This is a genomic window from Weizmannia sp. FSL W8-0676, assembly GCF_038593015.1.
In the GTDB taxonomy this organism is placed as follows: Bacteria; Bacillota; Bacilli; order Bacillales; family Bacillaceae_C; genus Weizmannia; species Weizmannia coagulans.
The window spans coordinates 2,861,705-2,882,663 of sequence record NZ_CP151954.1 but is presented as its reverse complement, the minus strand read 5'-3'; the positions used below and the strand labels follow the sequence as shown (position 1 = coordinate 2,882,663).

At 46.5% G+C, this 20,959-nt stretch carries 17 protein-coding genes, 1 pseudogene and 1 riboswitch; of the genes and pseudogenes, 10 read left to right on the top strand and 8 right to left on the bottom strand.

Features of this window, described 5'->3' with window-relative positions; all coding sequences use genetic code 11:
* Positions 1–14: 14 nt before the first annotated feature.
* The 3 genes and pseudogenes from NST20_RS14150 to NST20_RS14140 all read left to right on the top strand — a co-directional run bounded on the left by NST20_RS14150 (position 15) and on the right by NST20_RS14140 (position 2,164).
* Positions 15–389: pseudogene (locus tag NST20_RS14150) on the top strand (DUF86 domain-containing protein).
* Positions 390–392: 3 nt separating this feature from the next.
* Positions 393–1,514, top strand: coding sequence for an FAD-binding oxidoreductase (locus NST20_RS14145; protein ID WP_342399714.1), 1,122 nt, complete (start codon positions 393–395; stop codon positions 1,512–1,514).
* A gap of 44 nt (positions 1,515–1,558) precedes the next feature.
* Positions 1,559–2,164 (top strand): class I SAM-dependent methyltransferase, encoded by a 606-nt coding sequence (locus NST20_RS14140; RefSeq protein ID WP_019721595.1) that lies wholly within the window; start codon positions 1,559–1,561, stop codon positions 2,162–2,164.
* 925 nt (positions 2,165–3,089) lie between these two features.
* On the opposite strand, the gene NST20_RS14135 is transcribed toward NST20_RS14140, so the two are convergent.
* The 3 genes from NST20_RS14135 to NST20_RS14125 are packed head-to-tail and all read right to left on the bottom strand — an operon-like array spanning position 3,090 to position 5,861.
* Complete coding sequence (locus tag NST20_RS14135; protein ID WP_342399713.1) at positions 3,090–3,653, bottom strand: ECF transporter S component; 564 nt, start codon at positions 3,651–3,653, stop codon at positions 3,090–3,092.
* A 12-nt stretch (positions 3,654–3,665) separates the two neighbouring features.
* Positions 3,666–4,421: a DUF4430 domain-containing protein gene (locus tag NST20_RS14130; protein WP_342399712.1), complete on the bottom strand. Its 756-nt coding sequence runs from the start codon at positions 4,419–4,421 to the stop codon at positions 3,666–3,668.
* A 6-nt stretch (positions 4,422–4,427) separates the two neighbouring features.
* Positions 4,428–5,861 (bottom strand): terpene cyclase, encoded by a 1,434-nt coding sequence (locus NST20_RS14125; RefSeq protein ID WP_342399711.1) that lies wholly within the window; start codon positions 5,859–5,861, stop codon positions 4,428–4,430.
* 35 nt (positions 5,862–5,896) lie between these two features.
* Positions 5,897–6,044: riboswitch (adenosylcobalamin (AdoCbl) riboswitch) on the bottom strand.
* A gap of 165 nt (positions 6,045–6,209) precedes the next feature.
* Between NST20_RS14125 and htpG the strand changes: the two genes are divergently transcribed.
* The 5 genes from htpG (at position 6,210) to NST20_RS14100 (ending at position 11,893) form a co-directional block, all read left to right on the top strand.
* Positions 6,210–8,087, top strand: coding sequence for a molecular chaperone HtpG (gene htpG, locus NST20_RS14120; protein WP_237348604.1), 1,878 nt, complete (start codon positions 6,210–6,212; stop codon positions 8,085–8,087).
* Between the two features lie 300 nt (positions 8,088–8,387).
* Positions 8,388–9,569, top strand: coding sequence for a M20 family metallopeptidase (locus NST20_RS14115; protein ID WP_342399710.1), 1,182 nt, complete (start codon positions 8,388–8,390; stop codon positions 9,567–9,569).
* Between the two features lie 116 nt (positions 9,570–9,685).
* Positions 9,686–10,453, top strand: a complete 768-nt coding sequence (locus NST20_RS14110) for a transporter substrate-binding domain-containing protein (protein WP_342399709.1) — start codon at positions 9,686–9,688, stop codon at positions 10,451–10,453.
* 65 nt (positions 10,454–10,518) lie between these two features.
* The gene (locus NST20_RS14105; protein ID WP_013860554.1) at positions 10,519–11,178 is read left to right on the top strand and encodes an amino acid ABC transporter permease; all 660 of its coding nucleotides are present in this window, start codon (positions 10,519–10,521) and stop codon (positions 11,176–11,178) included.
* The gene (locus NST20_RS14100) at positions 11,171–11,893 is read left to right on the top strand and encodes an amino acid ABC transporter ATP-binding protein (protein WP_019721589.1); all 723 of its coding nucleotides are present in this window, start codon (positions 11,171–11,173) and stop codon (positions 11,891–11,893) included. Before NST20_RS14105 ends, NST20_RS14100 begins: the two co-directional genes overlap by 8 nt.
* Positions 11,894–12,095: 202 nt before the next feature.
* On the opposite strand, the gene NST20_RS14095 is transcribed toward NST20_RS14100, so the two are convergent.
* Both NST20_RS14095 and NST20_RS14090 read right to left on the bottom strand, forming a co-directional pair.
* Entirely contained in the window at positions 12,096–12,545 is a 450-nt protein-coding gene (locus NST20_RS14095) for an OsmC family protein (protein ID WP_013860551.1), read from the bottom strand.
* A 15-nt stretch (positions 12,546–12,560) separates the two neighbouring features.
* Complete coding sequence (locus NST20_RS14090) at positions 12,561–13,766, bottom strand: MFS transporter (protein WP_013860550.1); 1,206 nt, start codon at positions 13,764–13,766, stop codon at positions 12,561–12,563.
* A 353-nt stretch (positions 13,767–14,119) separates the two neighbouring features.
* Between NST20_RS14090 and pcp the strand changes: the two genes are divergently transcribed.
* Positions 14,120–14,767: a pyroglutamyl-peptidase I gene (pcp, locus tag NST20_RS14085; RefSeq protein WP_342399708.1), complete on the top strand. Its 648-nt coding sequence runs from the start codon at positions 14,120–14,122 to the stop codon at positions 14,765–14,767.
* 274 nt (positions 14,768–15,041) lie between these two features.
* Here pcp and NST20_RS14080 read toward each other — a convergent pair whose 3' ends face one another.
* Positions 15,042–16,331: an NCS2 family permease gene (locus NST20_RS14080; protein ID WP_342400432.1), complete on the bottom strand. Its 1,290-nt coding sequence runs from the start codon at positions 16,329–16,331 to the stop codon at positions 15,042–15,044.
* Between the two features lie 135 nt (positions 16,332–16,466).
* Here NST20_RS14080 and NST20_RS14075 point away from each other — a divergent pair, with 135 nt between their 5' ends.
* The gene (locus NST20_RS14075) at positions 16,467–17,882 is read left to right on the top strand and encodes an ISLre2 family transposase (protein WP_342399446.1); all 1,416 of its coding nucleotides are present in this window, start codon (positions 16,467–16,469) and stop codon (positions 17,880–17,882) included.
* 655 nt (positions 17,883–18,537) lie between these two features.
* Here NST20_RS14075 and NST20_RS14070 read toward each other — a convergent pair.
* Together NST20_RS14070 and deoD are read right to left on the bottom strand one after the other, a co-directional pair.
* A complete protein-coding gene (locus tag NST20_RS14070; protein WP_061574649.1) occupies positions 18,538–19,737 on the bottom strand; it encodes a nucleoside transporter C-terminal domain-containing protein in 1,200 nt (399 codons plus the stop codon).
* 307 nt (positions 19,738–20,044) lie between these two features.
* A complete protein-coding gene (deoD, locus tag NST20_RS14065; RefSeq protein WP_013860540.1) occupies positions 20,045–20,746 on the bottom strand; it encodes a purine-nucleoside phosphorylase in 702 nt (233 codons plus the stop codon).
* Positions 20,747–20,959: the final 213 nt, after the last annotated feature.

Here is a 20,959-nt window from a genome sequence, read left to right as displayed (position 1 = left end):
AAACGGGGCTGTGTATGGAAGATGAAGTGGTCTTGAACAAGATAAGTACCATTGAGCGCTGCCTGAAACGTGTCCGGGAAGTGTATTAGCGGCTCTCCTGCAAGTTTAGAGGACTTTACGAAACAGGACTCCATCATTCTCAATATCCAGCGTGCTTGTGAAGCATCGATTGACTTGGCCCATGCACATTGCTGCAAAAGAACAGCTCGGGCTCCCACAGACGAGCAGGGAGGCTTTTGATCTGCTGAAAGCGAACGGGGTTGATCAATGAAGAAACGGCCGCAAAATGAAAGGCAATGGTTGGGTTTCAGAATATCGCTGTTCATGATGACCAGGCCATTGATTTGGATATTTTAAAGCAAATCTTATTTTACAGAAAGCAGGCGTAACTCATGCTATCATATATCGTAATTGGCGGCGGGGTGCTTGGGGCATCTGCTGTATACCATCTTGCAAAAGCGGGCGCAGCTGTTACACTGGTTGACCGGGCGGATCCCGGGCAGGCAACGGAAGCGGCTGCCGGTATCATATGCCCGTGGCTGTCGCAGCGGCGCAACAAAGACTGGTACCGGCTCGCAAAAGCAGGTGCAAAATACTATCCTGATTTAATTGCCCAATTGGAAAAAGACGGGGAGACGGAAACCGGTTATAAACGGACTGGCGCTCTCAGCATACATACAGATGAAGAAAAGCTTGATAAAATGCAGGAACGCGCGTTAAAGCGAAGGGAAGATGCGCCTGAAATCGGGGAAGTAAAACGGCTGTCTGCCGCCGAGACGCATGCCATGTTTCCGATTCTGGACGAAGGGTTCAGTGCGGTCTATGCCGGCGGTGCCGCGCGCGTAAACGGGAAGGCATTGCGCAATTGCCTGTTAAATGCTGCTTGCAAACGCGGAGCCAAAGTCATTCATGGCAATGCCCGGCTGCTTGTGGAAGGCAGAAAAGTCATCGGGGTTGAAGTCGGAAGCCGCACGCTGCATGCGGACAAAACAATTGTGGCAGCGGGTGCATGGGCAAAAGATTTGTTCAAACCGCTCAGTGCGGCTTTTCAAGTCAGCCACCAAAAAGCGCAGATTCTCCATTTAAAACTGCAAGGTATGGACACAAGCAGCTGGCCGGTCGTCATGCCGCCGAATGATCAGTATTTGCTGGCATTCGATGGCGGCCGTATCATTGCCGGCGCCACCCATGAAAACACGGAAGCTTTTGATTTGCACACAACAGCCGGAGGGGTCCACGAAGTTTTAAATAAAGTGCTGCCGGTTGCACCGGGTTTGGCTGAAGCTTACCTTGTTGATGTGAAAGTCGGATTCCGGCCGTTCACGCCGGGTTTTTTGCCTGTGATCGGCACATGGCCCGGTTATGATGGGCTACTTTGCGCAAACGGGCTCGGGGCATCCGGTTTAACGGCCGGCCCTTTTCTCGGCGCTGAGCTTGCAAGGCTTGCACTCGGCCGGAAAACAGAACTGGATTTGTCACCGTACGGGCTGGAACAGGCAATTGCCCCTTTATAAACAGCAGGGCCGGTCTTTTATCAAGAAAAAACAGGAGCGAAACAATGAACGATTCCTACTTTGACGGAATTTTGCATATCAAAACAACCGGTGAGCAAAAAGGGTTTAATGCATCACTGCATTACAACCGTTATGAGCCGACGCCTTATCATGCGCTTGATGAACTGTTCGATCATTATGAACTGGATAAAAGCGACCATGTGGTAGACTTCGGTTGCGGCAAAGGGCGGCTCAATTTTTATATCCATCATTTGTTTCGCGCAACCGTGACCGGCATTGAAATGAATGAATGGTTGTACCGGGAAGCCCTCGAAAACAAGAAACGCTATGAGAGAAAATTCCCGGTTCAGCCCGCCCGTATTCGGTTTATATGCTGCCTTGCCGAAAATTATAAGATACTGCCGGACGACAACCGTTTTTACTTTTTTAATCCGTTTTCTGTTCAAATCTTTATGAAGGTTGTGCAAAATATTTTACGCTCGGTGGAAGAAGCATACCGGGAAACAGACATTATTTTATATTATCCGTCGCAGGACTATATTTACTTCCTTGAAGACCATACACCATTTGAAAAAAAACTCGAAGTCCCGCTAACGCTTTTATACAAGCATAATCCATACGAAAAATTTGTCGTGTACCGGCTTGCGTGAGGATGATGGTGAAATGAATGGATACTCAGCTTTGGTTTCATAGGAAGTGAATGCTTGGATAAGAGAAGGCTTACTTTGATCCGCCTTCCCCCGCCCACTCAGCAGATATTGAAAAAGCCGCTGAGGACATCGAATTTCCGAATTGTACGGACATGACACCATGGCCGCAGAACGGCATATGTCTGGTATAAAGCTTTTTTCCAGGTAAAAGCCAGCCATACCCCTGAAAAATGGCCATCGTTGATGGACTGGGTTAAAAGAATTCGTATTGGAAGGTTATCTGGGGACATGGATGAGGAGTGGGCACCCCTGAAAAAAATAGCCGTTCCATAGTAAGTTCTATTAGAAACGGCTGTTTTTTGCCAGAATATTGATAGGCAGCATTACTTTTCAAGTATCTTTGAGCTGTTTCAGTAGATCTTAGATTCTTTATGCATTCCGGGGGAGGGGAAAAGGCTAGTGGATTTTGGTAATTCAACATTATTCTATGATCATTTTCCACCTTTTCATTTTTTTGACCAGTGTAGAATGGCTTACGCCCAACTTTTCAGCCGCCTTGCGAATTGATTTATTTTCTTGAATGGAGTCCCGTGTGACTTGCATTTCAAACTGTTCAACTTGATTTTTCAGGGATGAGAAAGACTTTGTATTTGGTTTAGCGTCTTTGTAAGCATTATATAGTTGATAAGTATACAGGACAGCACTTCCTTTGATGGATACGAAGGAGGTGCTGTTGTTTATTGTGCTATTCAATGGAATCTTGAAAGACTCATAGCAGTTAAAACATTATATAAACTCGAAAGTATTACCAACCTCAAATAGTTCACTTAAATTCTCTCCATTAAGTTAACCCAACATCTTTTGTTGTGCTCCATATCAGACAACAGCCAAACAAGGCTGCCTGCGTGAAACAGGCAGCCTTAGGCTAAATGCGTTCGATTCGTGTTTTTTCTTTTGCAATCAGTTTGATTAAAAGCGGCCCTAAAATTAAATAAAAGAAGAAGTTTCCCGCGGCATGGTAGCTGTCAAACAACAGCCCGCCGAGGTAGTATGTCCAAAACGCAAACGGCCCGCCGATAAATAAATAATTTAATGAAACCATAAAGCCGAACAGGAAGCCGGTAAAAGCTGCATACAGACATAACACGAGATGCGGGATTTTTTTGTATAACTCTTTCTTGCCGAGCAGGCCGGAAAGCACCGCGATACTCCCCCACGCAAGAAATTGCATGATCGCAAACAGCCCCATGCCGAGAAACATGTCGGAACCGAAGACCGTCAAAAAGGCAAGCGCCAAACCGAAGCGGATGCCGAAAACAAAAGAACTGCAAATGATGATCACGGTGCACGGCTGGACATTCGGGACCGATGCCATCAAAATCCGCCCGGCGACGCTCAGGGCCGCCAGCATGGCAAGAAGCGCCATTCTCCTTGTCAGCCGTGAAGCGGTTTTCGCTGACTTCCTTTTTTCAAGCGGCTGATTCCCCATTTTATGCATCTCCTATTTATAATAGAACCAGACAACCTGATCGCCGGTTTTTAGTTTATACGACCCTGCGGAAACGTTTGGCTCTTTTCCGTTTACTTTATATTTCCAGCCGCTCATGCCGCCTTGATCCCCTTCATACTGGCCATTAATGCCCTTTACATAGACGGTTGCACCGGACCCGGAATAATCGAGGCTTACGCCTTCAGAAGCGGCGGCTTTTTTTAAAGCGGAAAATGCAGTGTCTCCGCTTTTATAACTGTATTTGCCGCTGAAAACCGGCCCTTTGTAGCCCTTTACGGTTAAAGAAACCGTTTCGGCTTTTGCTTTAGATGGCGCTGCGGTGTTGCCGGAAGCGTGGCTGCTGCCGGACCCGGACGAAGAAGCCCCGGTTGTCGTTTTCGTTGATGTGCTGGATGTGACCGCCGTTTTGGTATTTGTGGCAGGTGCTTTATCCGTCTTGCTGTCTGCAGAAGCCTTTTCTTCAGCATTTTTGGAGTGGGCAGCTGAATCCGCCGCATTGCTTTCGGATCCGCCCGTATTGCTTTTTTCATCCGTTTTGTTGCTGCCGGCGGCGTCCGTTTTCTTTCCGGTTGTACTGTCTTTTGCTGCCGTATCCTTTTCCTTCGCTGAAGTGTTTGCAACTTGTGTTGTTTCAGAATAAGTTTTAACGGTTTTCGATTCAAAATGGAAACCGTCGATAAAAAACCAGGTGCCGAATGCAATCAATAAAACGGCAATACTATCAATAATGATACTTTTATATTTCATTCCTGCTCATACCCCCAGAAATTTTTTACGGATGATTAGCAGGATGACGCCTGCACCCGCAGAAAGGGAACCGACCCAGCCGTGCACAGGAGAAACACCCGTTGTTTTGGTAATGACGACTTTTTTCGGCTCTTGCTGCGCATCTTCTGCAGGGGGTGCCTGGGCAGCTGCAGTTGCAGGTTTGTCCTCTTTTTTTGCATTTGAAGCTGTTTTTGTTTTTGCCGGCGTTTGTTTTTTGGCTGCGGCCGGTTTTTCCACCGTATTGGTTTTTGTAGTGGTGTTGTTATGCGTAATCGTATGGTCTTTCGTATTCGTAATGGTGTTCGTTTTGGTTACGACTTCTTTCGTATGCTTTTCAACCACTTTTGTAGCGGCTGCAGCCGGGCTGTGGCCGCTGCTGCTGTCCGCCCCGTTACCATTTGAAGAAGTGTCGTTGCCAGAATCCTTGTCCCCGGCATCCGAATCAGTTGCGCCCGTACTGCCGGCATGGGATCTGCTAATATTCCTGAAGTTATACAGGGTATCTCCTTTTAGAAAAAGGTCATAGGCGACAAGGGCTTGGAAAACCTGTTCTGTTGAAAAGCTGTCTGAAGATTCGCTTGTCGTTTTCCATTTGTATCCGCCGTTTTTGGAATCTTTATATGTGCTGAGTGCAGAAATAGGATTCGTGCCCTTTTTAACAAAATCACGGGTTGTCGGGTCAACGCCGACAGAGACAAGACCGATGATGGCCTGGGCGGTTGTGCACGAATTAATGCCGTAGTTGTCAAAGCTGGCGTTTTCTTTTTCTGCTGCCTTCAAGTATTTAATGCCGTCACGGATTGCCGTGTTCACATCTTTATCATGTTTATCCTGATAAGTGCCAAGTGCGGTCAGTACCATGCCGGTTGAGTCAACATCCGAATTTTTGGCGGAAGAACTCCAGCTCCAACCGCCGTCCGGAAGTTCCGCATCAACCAGTTTTGCTGCAATTTTAGCAGGAGTATTCGGTGCATCACTCGGAATCTCATAGTCATCCGTATTCAAAGCGATTAAATCATAGGCATATCCGGTTACCGAGCTTTCTGCCGCCGTATCGTATACGCGTTTGATCAAATTCTGCTTTTGAAAGTTTTCCGGATCCTCTCCAATCGCTTTTAGAGCGATGATGGTCTTAACGAGTTCCGTACCGGTTACCTTTTTGGCATTCACCCGGTCTGTTAAAACTTTCCGGTACTGCTTTATCTCATTGGCTGTTAGCAAATTCTCCTTTGCCAGTGCGGCTACTGCAAAATCAGAGTTTAAAGCGGAAGATTTAAAATATGATGCTGTATTCTTTATGTCTTTGCTGACAGATACTGCTGCAAAGCTTTCGGACGGGAAAGATAACACAAAAATAAGAACAATTCCCCAGAGAATCCCGAACCATTTTTTCCCCACCATTACCGCTCTCCTTTCCATAAAAAACCCCTGTACAAAAAGAGGTATACAAGGGCAAAAATTTTTCTCCTATACCTCGTAGGCTTCAAATAAACCGACAGCTTGGGAGAAAGATCTGACTTAGGAAAATTTTTTCCATCACAGTGGCGGGACCGTACAGGAATTTCACCTGTTTCCATCGCCCAAGCCCGTATTTAGATGTCAGTTACTAATTATAGAACAACCCCTGCCTGTTGGAAAGGACAATTTCTGCCACTGTTTCATTGACAAACAAGCGGTGCTGTGCTAAAAAATAAGATGTTAGCACTCTTGCGTTCGGAGTGCTAAAGGGGCATTGCCATCATTTATACATATAAAGGAGAGATCGAAGTGGCGGTAAAGGAATTTAAAGCAGAATCCAAACGGCTTCTCGACATGATGATCCACTCGATTTACACGCAAAAAGAAATTTTCTTGCGCGAGCTGATATCCAACGCCAGCGACGCAATCGATAAAATTTATTACAAAGCTTTGACAGATGAAAATTTAACATTTGATAAAGACAGCTACTACATTAAAATTACCCCGGACAAAGAAAACAGGACACTGACGGTTTCCGATACCGGGATCGGCATGACAGAGAAGGAACTGGAAGAAAATCTCGGCACCATTGCGCAAAGCGGTTCACTTGCGTTTAAAAATGACAATGAAATGAAAGACGGATATGACCTCATCGGCCAGTTCGGCGTCGGTTTCTACTCGGCATTCATGGTGGCAGATGAAATTACCGTCATTTCCAAGGCTGCAGGGAGCGATCAGGCTTATAAATGGCAGTCGAAAGGCGCGGAAGGCTATTCAATTGAACCGTGCGAAAAAGACGGCAACGGCACGGATATTATATTGAAGCTGAAAGAAAACACAGAGGATGAAGACTACGATCAGTACCTGGAAGAGTACCGGCTGCGGGCCATCGTGAAAAAATATTCTGATTTTATCCGCTACCCGATTAAAATGGAAGTAACGGAAAGGCGCCTGAAAGAAGGCAGCGAAGATGAGTACGAAGAGGTCAAAGAAGAACAAACGCTCAACAGCATGGTCCCGATCTGGCGCAAAAACAAAAACGAACTGACAGACGAAGATTATGAGCAATTTTATATGGAAAAGCATTACGGCTTTGACAAACCGGTTAAGCATATCCACATCAAAGTCGACGGCACTGTGCGTTACAATGCGATTCTTTACATTCCGGAAAAAATTCCGTTCGATTATTATACGCCGGAATATGAAAAAGGGTTGGAACTGTATGCGAATGGCGTCCTGATTATGGAAAAATGCCCGGATCTTTTACCGGATTACTTCAGCTTTGTCAAAGGGATGGTCGATTCCGAAGATTTGTCTCTGAACATTTCGCGGGAAATGCTCCAGCACGACCGTCAGCTGAAGCTGATTGCGAAAAATATCAAAAGCAAAATCAAACGCGAACTGGCAAACCTTTTGAAAGAGAATCGCGAGCAGTACGAAGCGTTTTTCAAATCATTCGGCCGCCAGCTGAAATTCGGTGTGTACAATGAATTTGGCGCGCACAAAGAAGATTTGCAGGATCTCCTGATGTTTTATTCTTCAAAAGAGAAAAAGCTTGTTACGCTTGATGAATACGTAAGTCGCATGCCGGAAGACCAAAAATACATTTATTACGCAACCGGCGAGTCGATCGACCGGATTGAAAAATTGCCGCAGACGGAACTTGTGCTTGATAAAGGATACGAAATCCTTTATTTTACGGAAGATATTGATGAATTTGCGATTAAGATGCTCATGAATTATAAGGAAAAAGAATTCAGGTCCGTGTCAAGCGGCGACCTCGGCTTTGAAACGGAAGACACAAAAGAAACCGATGCCGAGGAAAAAGAAAACAAAGATCTCTTTGCATTTATGAAAGAGGCACTGGACGGAAAAGTGAAAGATGTCCGCGCCTCGCACCGCTTAAAATCGCATCCGGTCTGCTTCACCACGGACGGCGAAGTGTCAATTGAAATGGAAAAGGTGCTGAGCGCCATGCCGAACGGGCAAAGTGTGAAAGCCGATAAAGTGCTCGAAATTAACATCCATCATGATGTATTTAACGCATTAAAAGAGGCGTTCGCCCATGACAAGGACAAATGCAAGCTTTATACAAACCTGTTGTATAACCAGGCGCGGCTGATTGAAGGGCTCGAGATTGAAGACCCGGTTGCATTTTCAAATGATATTTGCAAAATGATGGCATAAGGAAGCCCGCATGTTTGCGAAAAAACACGGGACATGTGGTAAATCTACGGCCCACGATAGCCGGCATAGTTGCTGTGCCCGTGCCAGTGAGCACCGGGGCATTTGCAAACCATATGGCTGGAACATTTCATGAATAGCAGTAGTTTTATGACGAAGAAGGCTCCATCTGAAGCAAGATGGGGCCTTTTTGTATTTTTTTTAAAAAAGGCTTGTCGAATAAGGAAAGGTGATGTATATTTATAACATATTATTTATAAATATTAACTTTGGCGCACACGAACAATACAAGGGGGCCATCCAATGAAGGAACAGCTTAGACACCATTTGAGTCAAATCGAGTCCAAGCTTTGGGAAATGAGCGACTACTTATATCATCATCCCGAACTTGGCGACCAGGAATACCAGTCCATGAAATTGCTCACGGACTTCCTTGCGTCACACGGCTTTGCAGTGGAAAAAGGAATTGTCGGCAGGCCGACTGCTTTTAAAGCCGTTTATGACAGCGGAAAACCGGGACTGGTAGTTGCCTTTTTATGCGAATATGATGCGCTTCCGGGTGTCGGCCACGGCTGCGGCCACAATATGATCGGAACCATGAGTGCGGGTGCGGGTGTGCTTTTAAGCAAAGTCATTGATGAAACCGGCGGCCGTGCGGTGGTGCTCGGAACACCGGCGGAAGAAACGAACGGCGCGAAAGTTGCGATGGCAGAACAGGGCATTTTCAATGGGATCGATGCCGCGATGATTGTCCACCCGGCCGATGAGTCGTATGAAAGCGGCGAGTCGCTTGCGATGGACGCGATCCAGTTTGACTTCCGCGGGAAATCAGCCCATGCGGCATCCAATCCGGAAGACGGCATTAACGCACTTGATGCGGCGATTCAGCTGTTTAACGGCGTAAATGCGCTCCGCCAGCATGTCACTTCCGATGTCCGTATCCACGGCATTATCAAAGAAGGCGGCATTGCCGCAAACATTGTCCCTGATAAGGCGGTAGCCCAGTTTTATGTGCGCGCCAAAGCACGCGCTGTTTTAAACGAAGTGGTTGACAAGGTGAAAAAGATCGCACAGGGTGCGGCGATCATGACCGGTGCCGCCGTGCAAATATCCAATTACGAACTAAGCTATGACAATATGATCACAAACAAGACATTGTCGAACATGTTCACGGAAAACCTTTTACAAACAAAAGTGAAAAAAGTCAATCCGCCAAAAACCTCATACGGATCCATTGATATGGGTAACGTCAGCCATGTCGTGCCGGCGATCCACCCGTATATCGGCCTGGATGCCCCGGGGCTTGTCGCGCATACAAAAGCATTTGCCGATATGACGATTACGGACAATGCGCATCAGATCTTATCGAGCGGCGCGCTGGCTTTGGCCATGACCGGATTTGACCTTCTCACAAATGGGGAACTTTTGGAAAAAGTAAAAGGCGAGTTTGCAGAAACCGTTAAAAAAATACCGGTAAGCAGCTGAAAAATGGCAATCCTTTTTAAAATAGGGATCTTTTCAAACATTGCGCATCGTGTTAAAATACATTTTGTTGAATAAAGATACTTACCAAGAATGATATATTCATAGGGGGAAACATTGTGAAAAAGATCGTGTTAGGCATCGCAATTGTATTTTCAATGGTGATTGCGGCAGCTTGCGGCCAAACGAACAGCAGCAAAAGCACCGCGAAAAAAGAAAAAACGCTCGTCATGGGCACTTCAGCCGACTTTGCCCCGTTTGAAACAAGGGACACAGCAGGAAAAGTAATTGGATTTGACGCGGATCTCGCCAACTATATTGCAAAAGAACTGGGATACAAACTCGAAATTAAAGATATGAAATTTGACGGCTTGATCGGGGCGTTGCAATCGCACCGTGTTGACATGGTCCTTTCCGGGATGTCCGCAACGAAAGAACGTGCCAAAAACGTCGACTTCTCCACCCCGTACCATCATTCAGGGGAAATGTTTGTTACGTTAAAAGGTTCCCCTGTCAAGACACTGGATGACTTGAAAGGCAAAACCGTCGGCGTCCAGCTCGGCACCATTCAGGAAGAGGGCGCGGACAAGCTGAAAGGAAAGTACAATTTTACAGTCAAAAAGCTGGACAACTCCACAAACTTAATTGAAGAATTGCTTTCAAAACGGATTCAAGTAGCCTATCTTGATAAATCAGTCGCAGAAGGCTATATCAAGAAGCAAAACCTGGTTGGCTTTGACGACCCGACCTCGAGCTCCCCGGGCATGGCTGTTGCTTTTCCAAAAGGCAGCAAATTGACGGCGAAAGTCAACAAAGTGCTGGCAAAAGCAGAAAAGAACGGGAAACTGGATGAGCTGAGAAAGAAATGGAAACTTGACAAACAGTAATGCATGCAGGCGCCTTGCTGAGCAGGGCGCTGTTTTTTCAAAACAAACAAAGTGAGGTGTAAGGCATGAATTTGGATTTCAGCCAAATTGTGCCTTATATTCCTTTTATTTTAAAAGGAATATGGGTAACTTTAAAATTTGTATTTTTTGCGATCCTTTTCGGGTTTGTGCTTGGCACGATTTTTGCCCTTTTTAAAATTTCTCATATTAAAACATTGAAATGGATAGGCGATATTTATACATCAATTTTCCGGGGCACGCCGCTCATTGTGCAGCTGATGCTCATTTATTTTGCCATTCCACAGCTGACCGGTTACGATATCCAGCCGTTTCCGTCCGCTATTCTCGCATTCGGCTTAAACTCTGCGGCTTATGTATCGGAAATCATCCGGGCCGGGATTCAGGCGGTTGACAAAGGCCAGACAGAAGCTGCTCAGGCGCTCGGTGTACCGTATTATTTAATGATGAAAGACTTGATTTTACCGCAGGCGATGAAAAATATTTTGCCGGCGTTGATGAATGAATTTGTTTCTCTGACCAAAGAGTCTGCCCTTGTATCGACTATCGGTTATCTCGATTTGATGCGCCGTGCCCAGGTTGTCGGTGCACAAACGTATCACAATTTTGAACCGCTGCTGTTTGTTGCCGCGATTTACTGGGTGCTTGTCTTTATCCTCACCATGCTTGGCAGACAAGTGGAAAGGAAGATGAAATACAGTGATTAAAGTCGAACATCTCCATAAGCAGTTCGGGCATAATGAAGTTTTAAAAGATATTACAACAGAAGTCGGAAAAGGGGAAGTCGTCGTTGTCATCGGACCGTCCGGATCCGGCAAATCGACCTTTCTGCGCTGCCTGAATTTCCTGGAGGAGCCGACAAAAGGGCGGATTTGGATTGACGGGGAAGAAATCACCGACAAAAAAACGAATGTAATGAAAGTCCGCTCGGAAATTGGAATGGTGTTCCAGCACTTTCATCTTTTTCCGCATAAAAAGGTGCTGGACAATCTGACTTACGCGCCGATGAAAGTAAAGAAGATGAACCGCCATACCGCCGAAGCAAAAGCGCGCGAATTGCTGGCAAAAGTCGGCCTGACGGAAAAAGAAGGCGCATATCCGGACAGCCTTTCCGGCGGGCAGAAGCAGCGTGTCGCGATTGCGCGCGCGCTGGCGATGGAACCGAAACTGATGCTGTTTGACGAACCGACATCCGCACTTGATCCCGAGATGGTCAAAGAAGTGCTGAACGTCATGAAAGACCTTGCCCAAACCGGCATGACGATGGTCATCGTCACACACGAAATGGGCTTTGCCCGCGAAGTGGCCGACCGCGTCCTGTTTCTTGACGGCGGAAAAATTTTGGAAGACAGCACACCGGATGAATTCTTTTCGCGCCCGAAAACAACCCGGGCACAGGACTTTTTGGACAAAGTATTGTAAAAAACACAGTTGTTCACCGAAAGGAGCTGCTGGAAACGAAGGCAGCTCCCAAAAAGCGAAGCTAAGAAAAGACGTTGGGACACCGCCTCAACGTCTTTTTCCGTTCTATATGTTGTATACTGACATGCAAAATCACTTTTCCAATGGCTTCCCAAACAGCAGGGCAGCCTTTTTCTTTTTTCACAGTTGCCTGCCGTTCCAGTCAGCCGGCTGTTTTCACCGTAACTTCAAGCTCCATTTCCACATTTCCCTGAATGGCCCGGCTGATCATGCATGATTTTTCGGCTTTTTCCGCGAGTTTCCGCGCGAGCCGGACGTCGCTCTCGGATGCGCCCGGTTTCAGCACAATTTCCGGCCGGTGGATGATCTTTTTATACGTAAATACGCCGCCGGTCACATCGACGATCCCTTCTGATGCCATTGTCAAACTTTCTTTCTCCAGGCTGCTGCGTTCCATCATCGCCGCCAGCGTAATGATATAACATGTTGCGGCAGCCCCGAGCAACATTTCGTCCGGATTTGTGCCGGCACCCGGACCGCCCATCTCCGGAGGAATGGAAATTTTTGCCACCAGATTTCCGCATGCGATGTTCCCTGTATCATTGCGAAGCCCCGGCCAGTCTGCTTTTAAATGAAAGTGATGTTCTGCCATGTGCAACCCCTCCTGTTAAAATTTACTTTCTGCTGCTGTTGTGTTTTTGCTGGCTGCTGCTTTTCTCCCATGGACGGCATAATAAACGGCAATACACAGGACAACCCAGCCCGAAACCGCAAGATACAACATCCGGAAATCCATCAAACCGGCAACTGTCCCGAGCAGATAAGGCCCAGATCCGCTTGCCAGGTCAAGAAAAATGAAAAACGTCGAAGTTGCCAGGGCTTTCCGGTTCGGCGGCGAAAGCTGAATGGCAATTGCCTGGAAACTGGACTGCACGGTGCCGTAACCGATCCCGATCAAAGCTCCTGACAAAAGCAGCATCCATCCGCTGTGCGCCTGGCTGAGCAGGACGAAACCGGCAATTAACAAAATAAACAGCGGGTAAACGACAACATTTTCCCCGCGTTCATCAAACCATCTGCCTGTGAAAGGCCTTGTAATGACGAGCGCTGCCGCATATACAAGGAAAAAATAAGTGGCGGCGCCGGTTAGTCCAATGTCCCTTGCATACAAAGATAAGAAAGACAGCACGCTGGAATAGGCAAGCGTAACCGCAAAAACTGCACCTGAAATCGGCACGGCAGCCGGTTCAAAGTAATCTTTTACTTTAAAACGGGCCATTTCCTTCACTTGTGCATTCGCAGGCGCCGGTTTTGGAACGGATAACAAAATGGCAGAAATCAGATCGATGAATGCAATGATGCTTGACACCAGCACGATCATCTGAAAATCGGCAAACCGGGTAATCAGAATCCCTAAAAACGGCCCGATCGCCATCGCTAGATTCATGCTTGTCGCATAATAGCCGGTGCCTTCCCCGCGCCGTTCATTCGGGATGATATCCGCGACAATGGCGCCGGCCGCTGTCGTAATCACGCCGTGCATTGCTCCCTGGATAAAGCGCAAAACCATCAAAAACAGGAGACTGTCAGCTTTAAAATGAAGCAACATCACCGCCAGAAAAACAACCAATCCGCTGACCAGCATCTGCTTGCGGCCGATTTTGTCGAAATATTTCCCGGCAAATAACCGTGCAATGAGCGAAGCGAGCACAAATATTCCCGCCGCAAGCCCTGCCATCCCCTGGCTTGCATGGTAGGCGGTTGTGACATACATGGCAATACTGGTCATTAACAAGTAAAATACAACGTGCGTAAAAAAATTTGTGGAAGAAATCATAATGAAGTCTTTCGTCCACAATTTCGGTTTATCCAAAGGAAGTCCCTCCCCATTTCTAACATACAAAAACAGGTAACTTCATTATAGAACGTTTCAGCAAGAATATTCAATTTGTTTCTATACCAGAAATAACAGAAGCTCTTCTTCGAATATGTCCATGCCGCATTTTCCACCTGGCATGGTGGGGGTGCCCGGCGCAGAACCGTGCTGCAAAGAGTGCAGCACCGGCAAAGGGATGAAAATCAGCCGGCGCAATTTTTTAACATTGTATTGATGTATCTGTTAGTCAAATAGGAGGCTGGGCCTTACCCTGCTTATATCCATTTGAAATTTGGAGAATACGAGATTAAACGAGAGATCATTGCACTTTATTGAAGGAGGAGAGGAAAATGGAGAAAAAAGTACTCTTAACCGGTTTTGATCCTTTTGGCGGGGATAAAGTAAACCCTGCCCTGGAAGCCATCAAGCAATTGGACGGAAAAAATATGGAAGGCATTCACATTGTCACGCAGCAAGTGCCGACCGTATTTCACGAATCGATCCGGATCGCTGCTGAGGCCATTGAACGCGAAAAGCCCGATGTTGTCATTTGCGTCGGGCAGGCAGGGGGGCGCACGCAAATCACGCCGGAACGTGTGGCGATAAATATCGATGATGCCCGCATCCCGGACAATCAGCACAATCAGCCCATTGACGACCCGATTGCAGCGGACGGCCCCGCGGCTTATTGGTCGACGCTGCCGATTAAAACGATCACGAGGCAGCTGCGGGAGGCGGGAATCCCGTCTGCTGTCTCCAACACAGCAGGCACATTTGTCTGTAACCACCTGTTTTACGGCGTCATGCACCATCTGGCAAAAAACAACATATCGGCCCGCGCAGGTTTTATCCATGTGCCTTATATTCCGGAACAAACAACCGAAACAGGCGCTCCAAGCATGTCCCTTGAAACGATCGTCAAAGCGCTTGAAATTGCTGTTTCCGTCTCCGCCACGACCGAAAAAGATCTGGTGGAAACAGGCGGAGCCCTGCATTAAGACGGGGCGAACGGATGAAGGTCAAAACGGCATGGGCTGCAGTCAGAAATGTTTTCAACAGGGGTATCTGGGCAGGGCAATGATCGTCAGCGTGCAACAAACGGAGAAAAATTGTAGCAAATCAAACAGTGTCCCGCTGCCAGCCGGCTTGCGGGACACTGTTTGATTTTCCAGGAATTTTCCTATCCGAAATGTTCTCCCGCGGCATCGCGGCGCCTCAAAAAAAACCGCCTGGAAAGTTCATTTCCTGACGGGTTTTTCGCTTTTCTTCCTATTATAATAAAGCACTGCAGATCAAGTTGATCAGAAATAAAGCCCCTAATAAAATCATTACAGGGTGCAATGTTTTTGCCTTCCCTTCCAGGATTTTCAGAACGGGCCAAGCTACAAAACCAAAAGAAAGGCCGGTGGAAATACTAGACGTAAAAGGAATCAGCACGATGATCAAAAATGCCGGAAACCAGCTGCTGAAATCATCGAAATGAAGGTCTTTTAACTGCTGCATCATGATTGCGCCGGTAATGAAGATAATCGGCGCAATGGCAGCCTGCGGAATATAACCCAACAGCGGCGTAAAGAAAAGCGATAAGGCAAACAGAATGCCGGCTGTTACCGCCATGATCCCCGTTCTGCCGCCGCTTTCGATTCCGGCCGCGCTTTCTGCAGCGGCAACGGTCGGGCTTGTGCCCAATATACCCGAAATCAAGCTTGTCGCAGCACTCCCTTCGAAAGTCCGTTTGAAATTCCTTTTATCAGGGAGGATTCCTTCCAGCATGCCCATCGATTCAAAAATAAGGATCATCGACATGGAAAAGACTGCAAGCAAAAACGGGAGAGAAAGCAGGTGTGAGAAATCCCCTTTCCCAACAATCGCGCCATAGCCCGTAAAATTGGATAAGGACACATGCGCGGATTCGCTGCCGCGGATGCCAAACAGGATGCCGGCAATAGCTGTCACTGCAATGCCGATCAAAAATCCGCCGTTAACTTTTTTGATAAAAAGCATCAAGTTGACAAAAAGGCCGAACAAGAAAAGAAGGACATTCGGATTGGTGAGAGAGCCGAGTTCGATTAATGAAGCTTTCCCCGGCTGGATCAAAGATGCCTTTTCCAGCCCGATTTCAACAAGAAACAACCCGATTCCGACTGTAATGCCGGTTTTCAAGGAAGCCGGGATGGCCGCCGATAACACTGTGCCCAGTTTTGTAAAAGCCACAAGCATATACAGCACACTGGCCAGCATGGAAATCGCAAGCGCTTGTTGCCATGGCAATCCCATATTGACCACAATCGTATACGTAAAAAAGGCATTGACTCCCATTCCGGGCGTCAGGATGATGGGTGCATTTGCCCAAAACCCCATAATCAGGCAGCCAGCCACGGAAGATAAAATGGTGGCAAATACACTCAAGTTGACGGGAATCCCGGCATCCGCCAAAATCATCGGATTCACAATGATGATATACGAAATGGCAAAAAAACCGGTTATTCCGGCTGTGATTTCCCTTTTTACAATGGATTTATCAGAAAAGGCCTGCCATAAGGATGGCCGGCCGGAAGACAGCGTGCGATCATGATAGAGCTGGTGATGTATGTGTAAAATTTTACTCGAAGGGCAGATGAGTGGAAAAAAATGGGAAGACGCTCTATCATTTAAATGTACGCTTGTGGGCGAATACATTTAGAAAGAGGTCTTCCTATGGATATTATATCAATAATTGCTAGATTATTAAAGGATACAAAAAGTCTTATTGAATTTGAAGAACAAGTTAAAATTCTGATCCAGAATGCCTTTACGCAATGGGTTGGGGAAATATTTGAGACGTTAGATAAAACAATTAAGCAGAAAAAGCTGGAGGATGGCTGGAAGTACTGCCGGAGTGATAACAGAAGCATTCAGTTTTTATTTGGAAATGTGACCTTTAAACGTTCACTAATGCATGACCAGAAAGGGAATTCACATTATCCTCTGGATGAATGGTTAGGGCTTTTACCATACCAACGATACAGCCCGTTAGTGGAATTAAAGGTGGCAGAGTTGGCAAGTGAGAACACCTATCGGGAAGTAGCTGATATTTTAAAAGAGTGGACAGCAGTGAGTCTTAGTCACACAACTGTAGGGAACATGGTAAAACACGTAGGGAAAACTCAGGCGGAAGCCGATAAGGCACTTGTAGAAGAGCTAGAAATAGCTGTTTCCCTGCCTGAGGGGAAGAAGGTAGACTACCTGTTTTCTGAAGCAGATGGTGTATTCGTTCGGGGACTAAAAAAGAAACAGAGTATGGAAGTCCACCACGCCATTCTCTATGAGGGATGGCAAACCAATGGTAAAAGGGTCTCCCTGCGTCAGCCCACAGTCATCATGACAACGGAAGCCATCCAGACATTTTGGGATGAAGTCCAAGCCACAGCTGCCAACACCTACTCCCTCGAAAAAACGCATGTCATTACAAACAGTGATGGAGGTGCGGGATACACAGCTGAACGGTTTCAAACAGCTTTCTCACAGTCGGAATTTCCGGTGCTCAACCAGCTGGATACCTACCACGTTGCACAAGCCATCATAAGGACATTTGGGGGCGGAAAGAGCGAGATCAAGGAGCAAATTAGAAAAGCGATTAGAACGCATGACCTGGACCAATTCACGTTATATTTGGATACGCACGAAAGCACCTTGACGGATAAAAAGGCTCTCAAGAAAATCAAGGAATTCCGTTCGTATATCTTGAAAAACTGGGACCGCATTTTTGACTGGAGAGACAGGGTGAAAAACGTGCCGGAAGGTGCGAGAGGCCTAGGAGCGATGGAATCGAATCAAAGGCATATCTCCTTCAGGATGAAAAAAAGGGGCATGCATTGGAGTGAACTTGGCGCAGAAGCCATGGTGAAAATCAAACAAGGCATACTCAATGGGACATTGAGAGAAGTCTATCTGAAACACCGTTCAAGAAGCGAGAGAAAGCAACGGAACTTGAAACAATTAATCAGGATGTCTCAACTACTCAAGCAGCCTGTACGCCCGTCAGTGGGCGTAAAGCACGGATCAGTTGCCCTGCATTCAAGCAGTTCATCGGCAATGGGACATTTAAGCAAAATATTAGAGCTTTCGTTTTAAGCTTGGCTCAGTGGGGACTGATCGTTGAGGCGCGCGAAATTTACGAGACTCCTGCGGGAAAAGCGAGCCAGGAGAGACCCCGCAGCGAGGTACGAGCGAGGAGGCTCGCCGGCCGCCCGCGGAAAGCGAGTGAATTTCGCGCGCCTCAACATCCCCGTTATCCATCTTTATACGGAAATATTACATCTTTTCCGAAAATTACACCGAGCAAGTAAAGCACGGTAGCCGAAAGTGTACAAAAAGAGTGTCTTGGAATACCCGATATTTAAACCTTGTCGAGAAAAACTTGACACATACGCTGGTGATGAGACATTTTGATTCATTCCCTTTTTATTTGTATGTTCTATTGGTAACCGCCCTGTTTAGAACGGGATGTTTGTTACACCTCCCGCCGGCATGAACAGACAGAAACTGATTTTATCAAACAGCGGAAAGATGAAAAAAATCAGCAACGGGGCGGAAAAAAACGGCGCTTCTTTGCCTTCCTTCCTATTCCGTCCGGGCATCAGATAGAGAGTAGTCCGCGTTTTTAACGGCCTTTCCGCCATTCTCCGTGCACCCGCCGCGAACAGGAAGGGTGCACGGATTTTTTTATATTTATTCTTCCGGAACAAAGCTCCTGTTTTCAGGGGAAATTTTACACATGATCATCCTATCACCATACAAACAAACCGACAAAGCCGGCGCTCATGAGTGAGACAAGGATACCGGAAAGGATTAAATAGCCTGCATTTTTCGAAATATGGTTGACGGTGGCCTTGTCCGACAAATCTTTAAACGCACCGATCACCATCCCCAGCGTCGAGAAGTTCGCAAAAGAAATCAGGAACGTGCAAAGGACGGCGCGGAAATGTGGTGCGAACGTATTGACTTTTGGCGCAATTTCACCCATTACGACAAATTCATTGGTAACCAGCTTTGTCCCCATATATTGTGCCATATGGAAAGCCTGGTCTGCCGGCAGCCCGAGCAAAAAGCTGAACGGGAACAAGATGATGCCCAAAATCGATTCCAGTGTCAGCCAAGGGGCTATGAGCATCAGAAGTTTGTCAATCAATGCGGCAAGTGCGACAAAAGCGATAACAGAAGCGGCAATGATCAAAATCAATTTGCCCGCTGCCAGAATGGAGTCGCCAAGGAAAGAAAAGAAAGGTTCTTTTTCTTCTCTTTTGACTTCCACCACTTTATCTTCATCCGGATCTATCTTTACAGGGTTCAGGATGTTGACCACAATAATGGCGTTGATAATATTGAGCGGAATTGCAGAGAGCACAAACTGTCCCGGCACCATTTGTGTATAGGCCCCGACGATAGCCGCGGTAATGCAGCTCATCGACATCATCGCCAGCGTTAAATTCCGCTCCGGGCTGTTCTTTTTAATTTGCAGGCTGGAAACCGCCAACGCTTCCGTATTGCCCAGAAACATCATTTCAACAGAGAAAAACGACTCGAATTTCGGCTGGCCGGTAATTTTGGACAAAATCCATCCGAGTTTGCCGATAATCCAAGGCAATACATTGAAATAAGTTAAAATGTCAAATAAAGGAACGACGAGCAGGATCGGAAGCAACGCACTGACGAAAAAGTCCATTTGTTTGACATGCACCCAGCTGGAAAATGCAAACCCGATGCCGTCGTAAGCCGTCTGCACGAGCCAGTTAAAACCGTATGCTGCCCCATGCACCATGGCGCGCCCTACCGGAAAACGGATTAAAAACCAGGCCAGGAAAATATTGAGGATAACCATCACGGAAATGGATTTCCAATGAATATTCTTTCTATCCTTTGACAATAAATAAGCGACGCCAATAAATACCAAAATGCCAACGATGTTGAGAAGCAAATATCCGAACATGGCACAGACCTTCTTTCCATTAAGATAAACAAAACATTTATGAAGCTTTCAGCATGTCCCTTGTACGCTTCCGGTTACATCTGAAACTTCAAATGTTTTCGGAAAAAAATCATACAAAAACATGGTGGCTGTGTTCTGTTTCACAAAGTGAATATAACACTGAATTGAACAATTGTAAACGCAAACATAAAATTACTTTCAAAGATTAAATTTTCAGTTTACAGGAAAGGGAAGAAAAACCAGGAAGGGCAATAGATTCCGGGAAAAAGAAGAGCCGGCCGATAAACCGGCCGGCAACATTTTTTGCTTACTTTACAGCAGCATCTAAAGCAACGCGGATCATGTCATTGAATGTAGTCTGGCGTTCTTCGGCCGTTGTCGCTTCCCCAGTTAACAGGTGGTCGCTGACCGTTAAAATTGCCAGTGCTTTTCTGCCATATTTGGCTGCCAGCGTGTAAAGGGCTGCAGTTTCCATTTCTACGGCCAAAATGCCGTATTGTGCCCATTTTTCGTGGTCAGCGTAGTCATCATAGAATAAATCTGCACTGAACACATTGCCGGCTTTCAAATTCAATCCTTTTTCCACGCCGCTTTCGTATGCGCTTTTCAGCAAGTCAAAATTTGCCAGCGGTGCGTAATCCATTGCACCGAAAATTTTCCGGTTGATTTGGGAGTCGGTCGATGCCCCCATGGCTAGAATGACATCGCGGATTTTGACATCTTTTTGAATGCCGCCGCATGTCCCGACACGAATTAAATTTTGCACACCGTAATCCTTCATCAGTTCCGTGATATAAATCGAAATGGAAGGAATGCCCATGCCTGTGCCTTGGACCGATACTTTTTTGCCTTTATACGTTCCCGTAAATCCGAACATATTTCTCACTTCGTTATAGCATACCGCGTTCTCAAGGAAATTTTCCGCAATATACTTCGCCCTGAGCGGGTCTCCCGGCAACAGGATCGTGTCAGCAATCTCGCCTTGTTTTGCGCCAATATGTGTGCTCATTTTATGATGCTCCTTTACTGAAATTGTCATCCGTAAAAATGGCCGGATGCAGCATGCCTGAATTGTTGAAAAAGGTGAAAAGATAGTCAAACCAAGATGCATCTTGAATTCTAGTGCCAATATAACACGCCCGAAAAATTTTGTAAACGCGGACATGAAAATAATTTCACAAACCCGATTGCCAAATGAAAAGAAGAATGGTTAAAATAAAGG

Bases quoted from the DNA above. Each gene is read 5' to 3' on its own strand.
- deoD (WP_013860540.1), bottom strand. From the start codon at position 20,746: ATGAGCACACATATTGGCGCAAAACAAGGCGAGATTGCTGACACGATC.
- NST20_RS14125 (WP_342399711.1), bottom strand. From the start codon at position 5,861: ATGGAAAGGAGAGCGGTAATGGTGGGGAAAAAATGGTTCGGGATTCTC.
- pcp (WP_342399708.1), top strand. From the start codon at position 14,120: ATGGAGAAAAAAGTACTCTTAACCGGTTTTGATCCTTTTGGCGGGGAT.
- NST20_RS14105 (WP_013860554.1), top strand. From the start codon at position 10,519: ATGAATTTGGATTTCAGCCAAATTGTGCCTTATATTCCTTTTATTTTA.
- NST20_RS14140 (WP_019721595.1), top strand. From the start codon at position 1,559: ATGAACGATTCCTACTTTGACGGAATTTTGCATATCAAAACAACCGGT.
- NST20_RS14135 (WP_342399713.1), bottom strand. From the start codon at position 3,653: ATGGGGAATCAGCCGCTTGAAAAAAGGAAGTCAGCGAAAACCGCTTCA.
- NST20_RS14115 (WP_342399710.1), top strand. From the start codon at position 8,388: ATGAAGGAACAGCTTAGACACCATTTGAGTCAAATCGAGTCCAAGCTT.
- NST20_RS14070 (WP_061574649.1), bottom strand. From the start codon at position 19,737: ATGTTCGGATATTTGCTTCTCAACATCGTTGGCATTTTGGTATTTATT.
- NST20_RS14095 (WP_013860551.1), bottom strand. From the start codon at position 12,545: ATGGCAGAACATCACTTTCATTTAAAAGCAGACTGGCCGGGGCTTCGC.
- NST20_RS14145 (WP_342399714.1), top strand. From the start codon at position 393: ATGCTATCATATATCGTAATTGGCGGCGGGGTGCTTGGGGCATCTGCT.
- NST20_RS14075 (WP_342399446.1), top strand. From the start codon at position 16,467: ATGGATATTATATCAATAATTGCTAGATTATTAAAGGATACAAAAAGT.
- NST20_RS14130 (WP_342399712.1), bottom strand. From the start codon at position 4,421: ATGAAATATAAAAGTATCATTATTGATAGTATTGCCGTTTTATTGATT.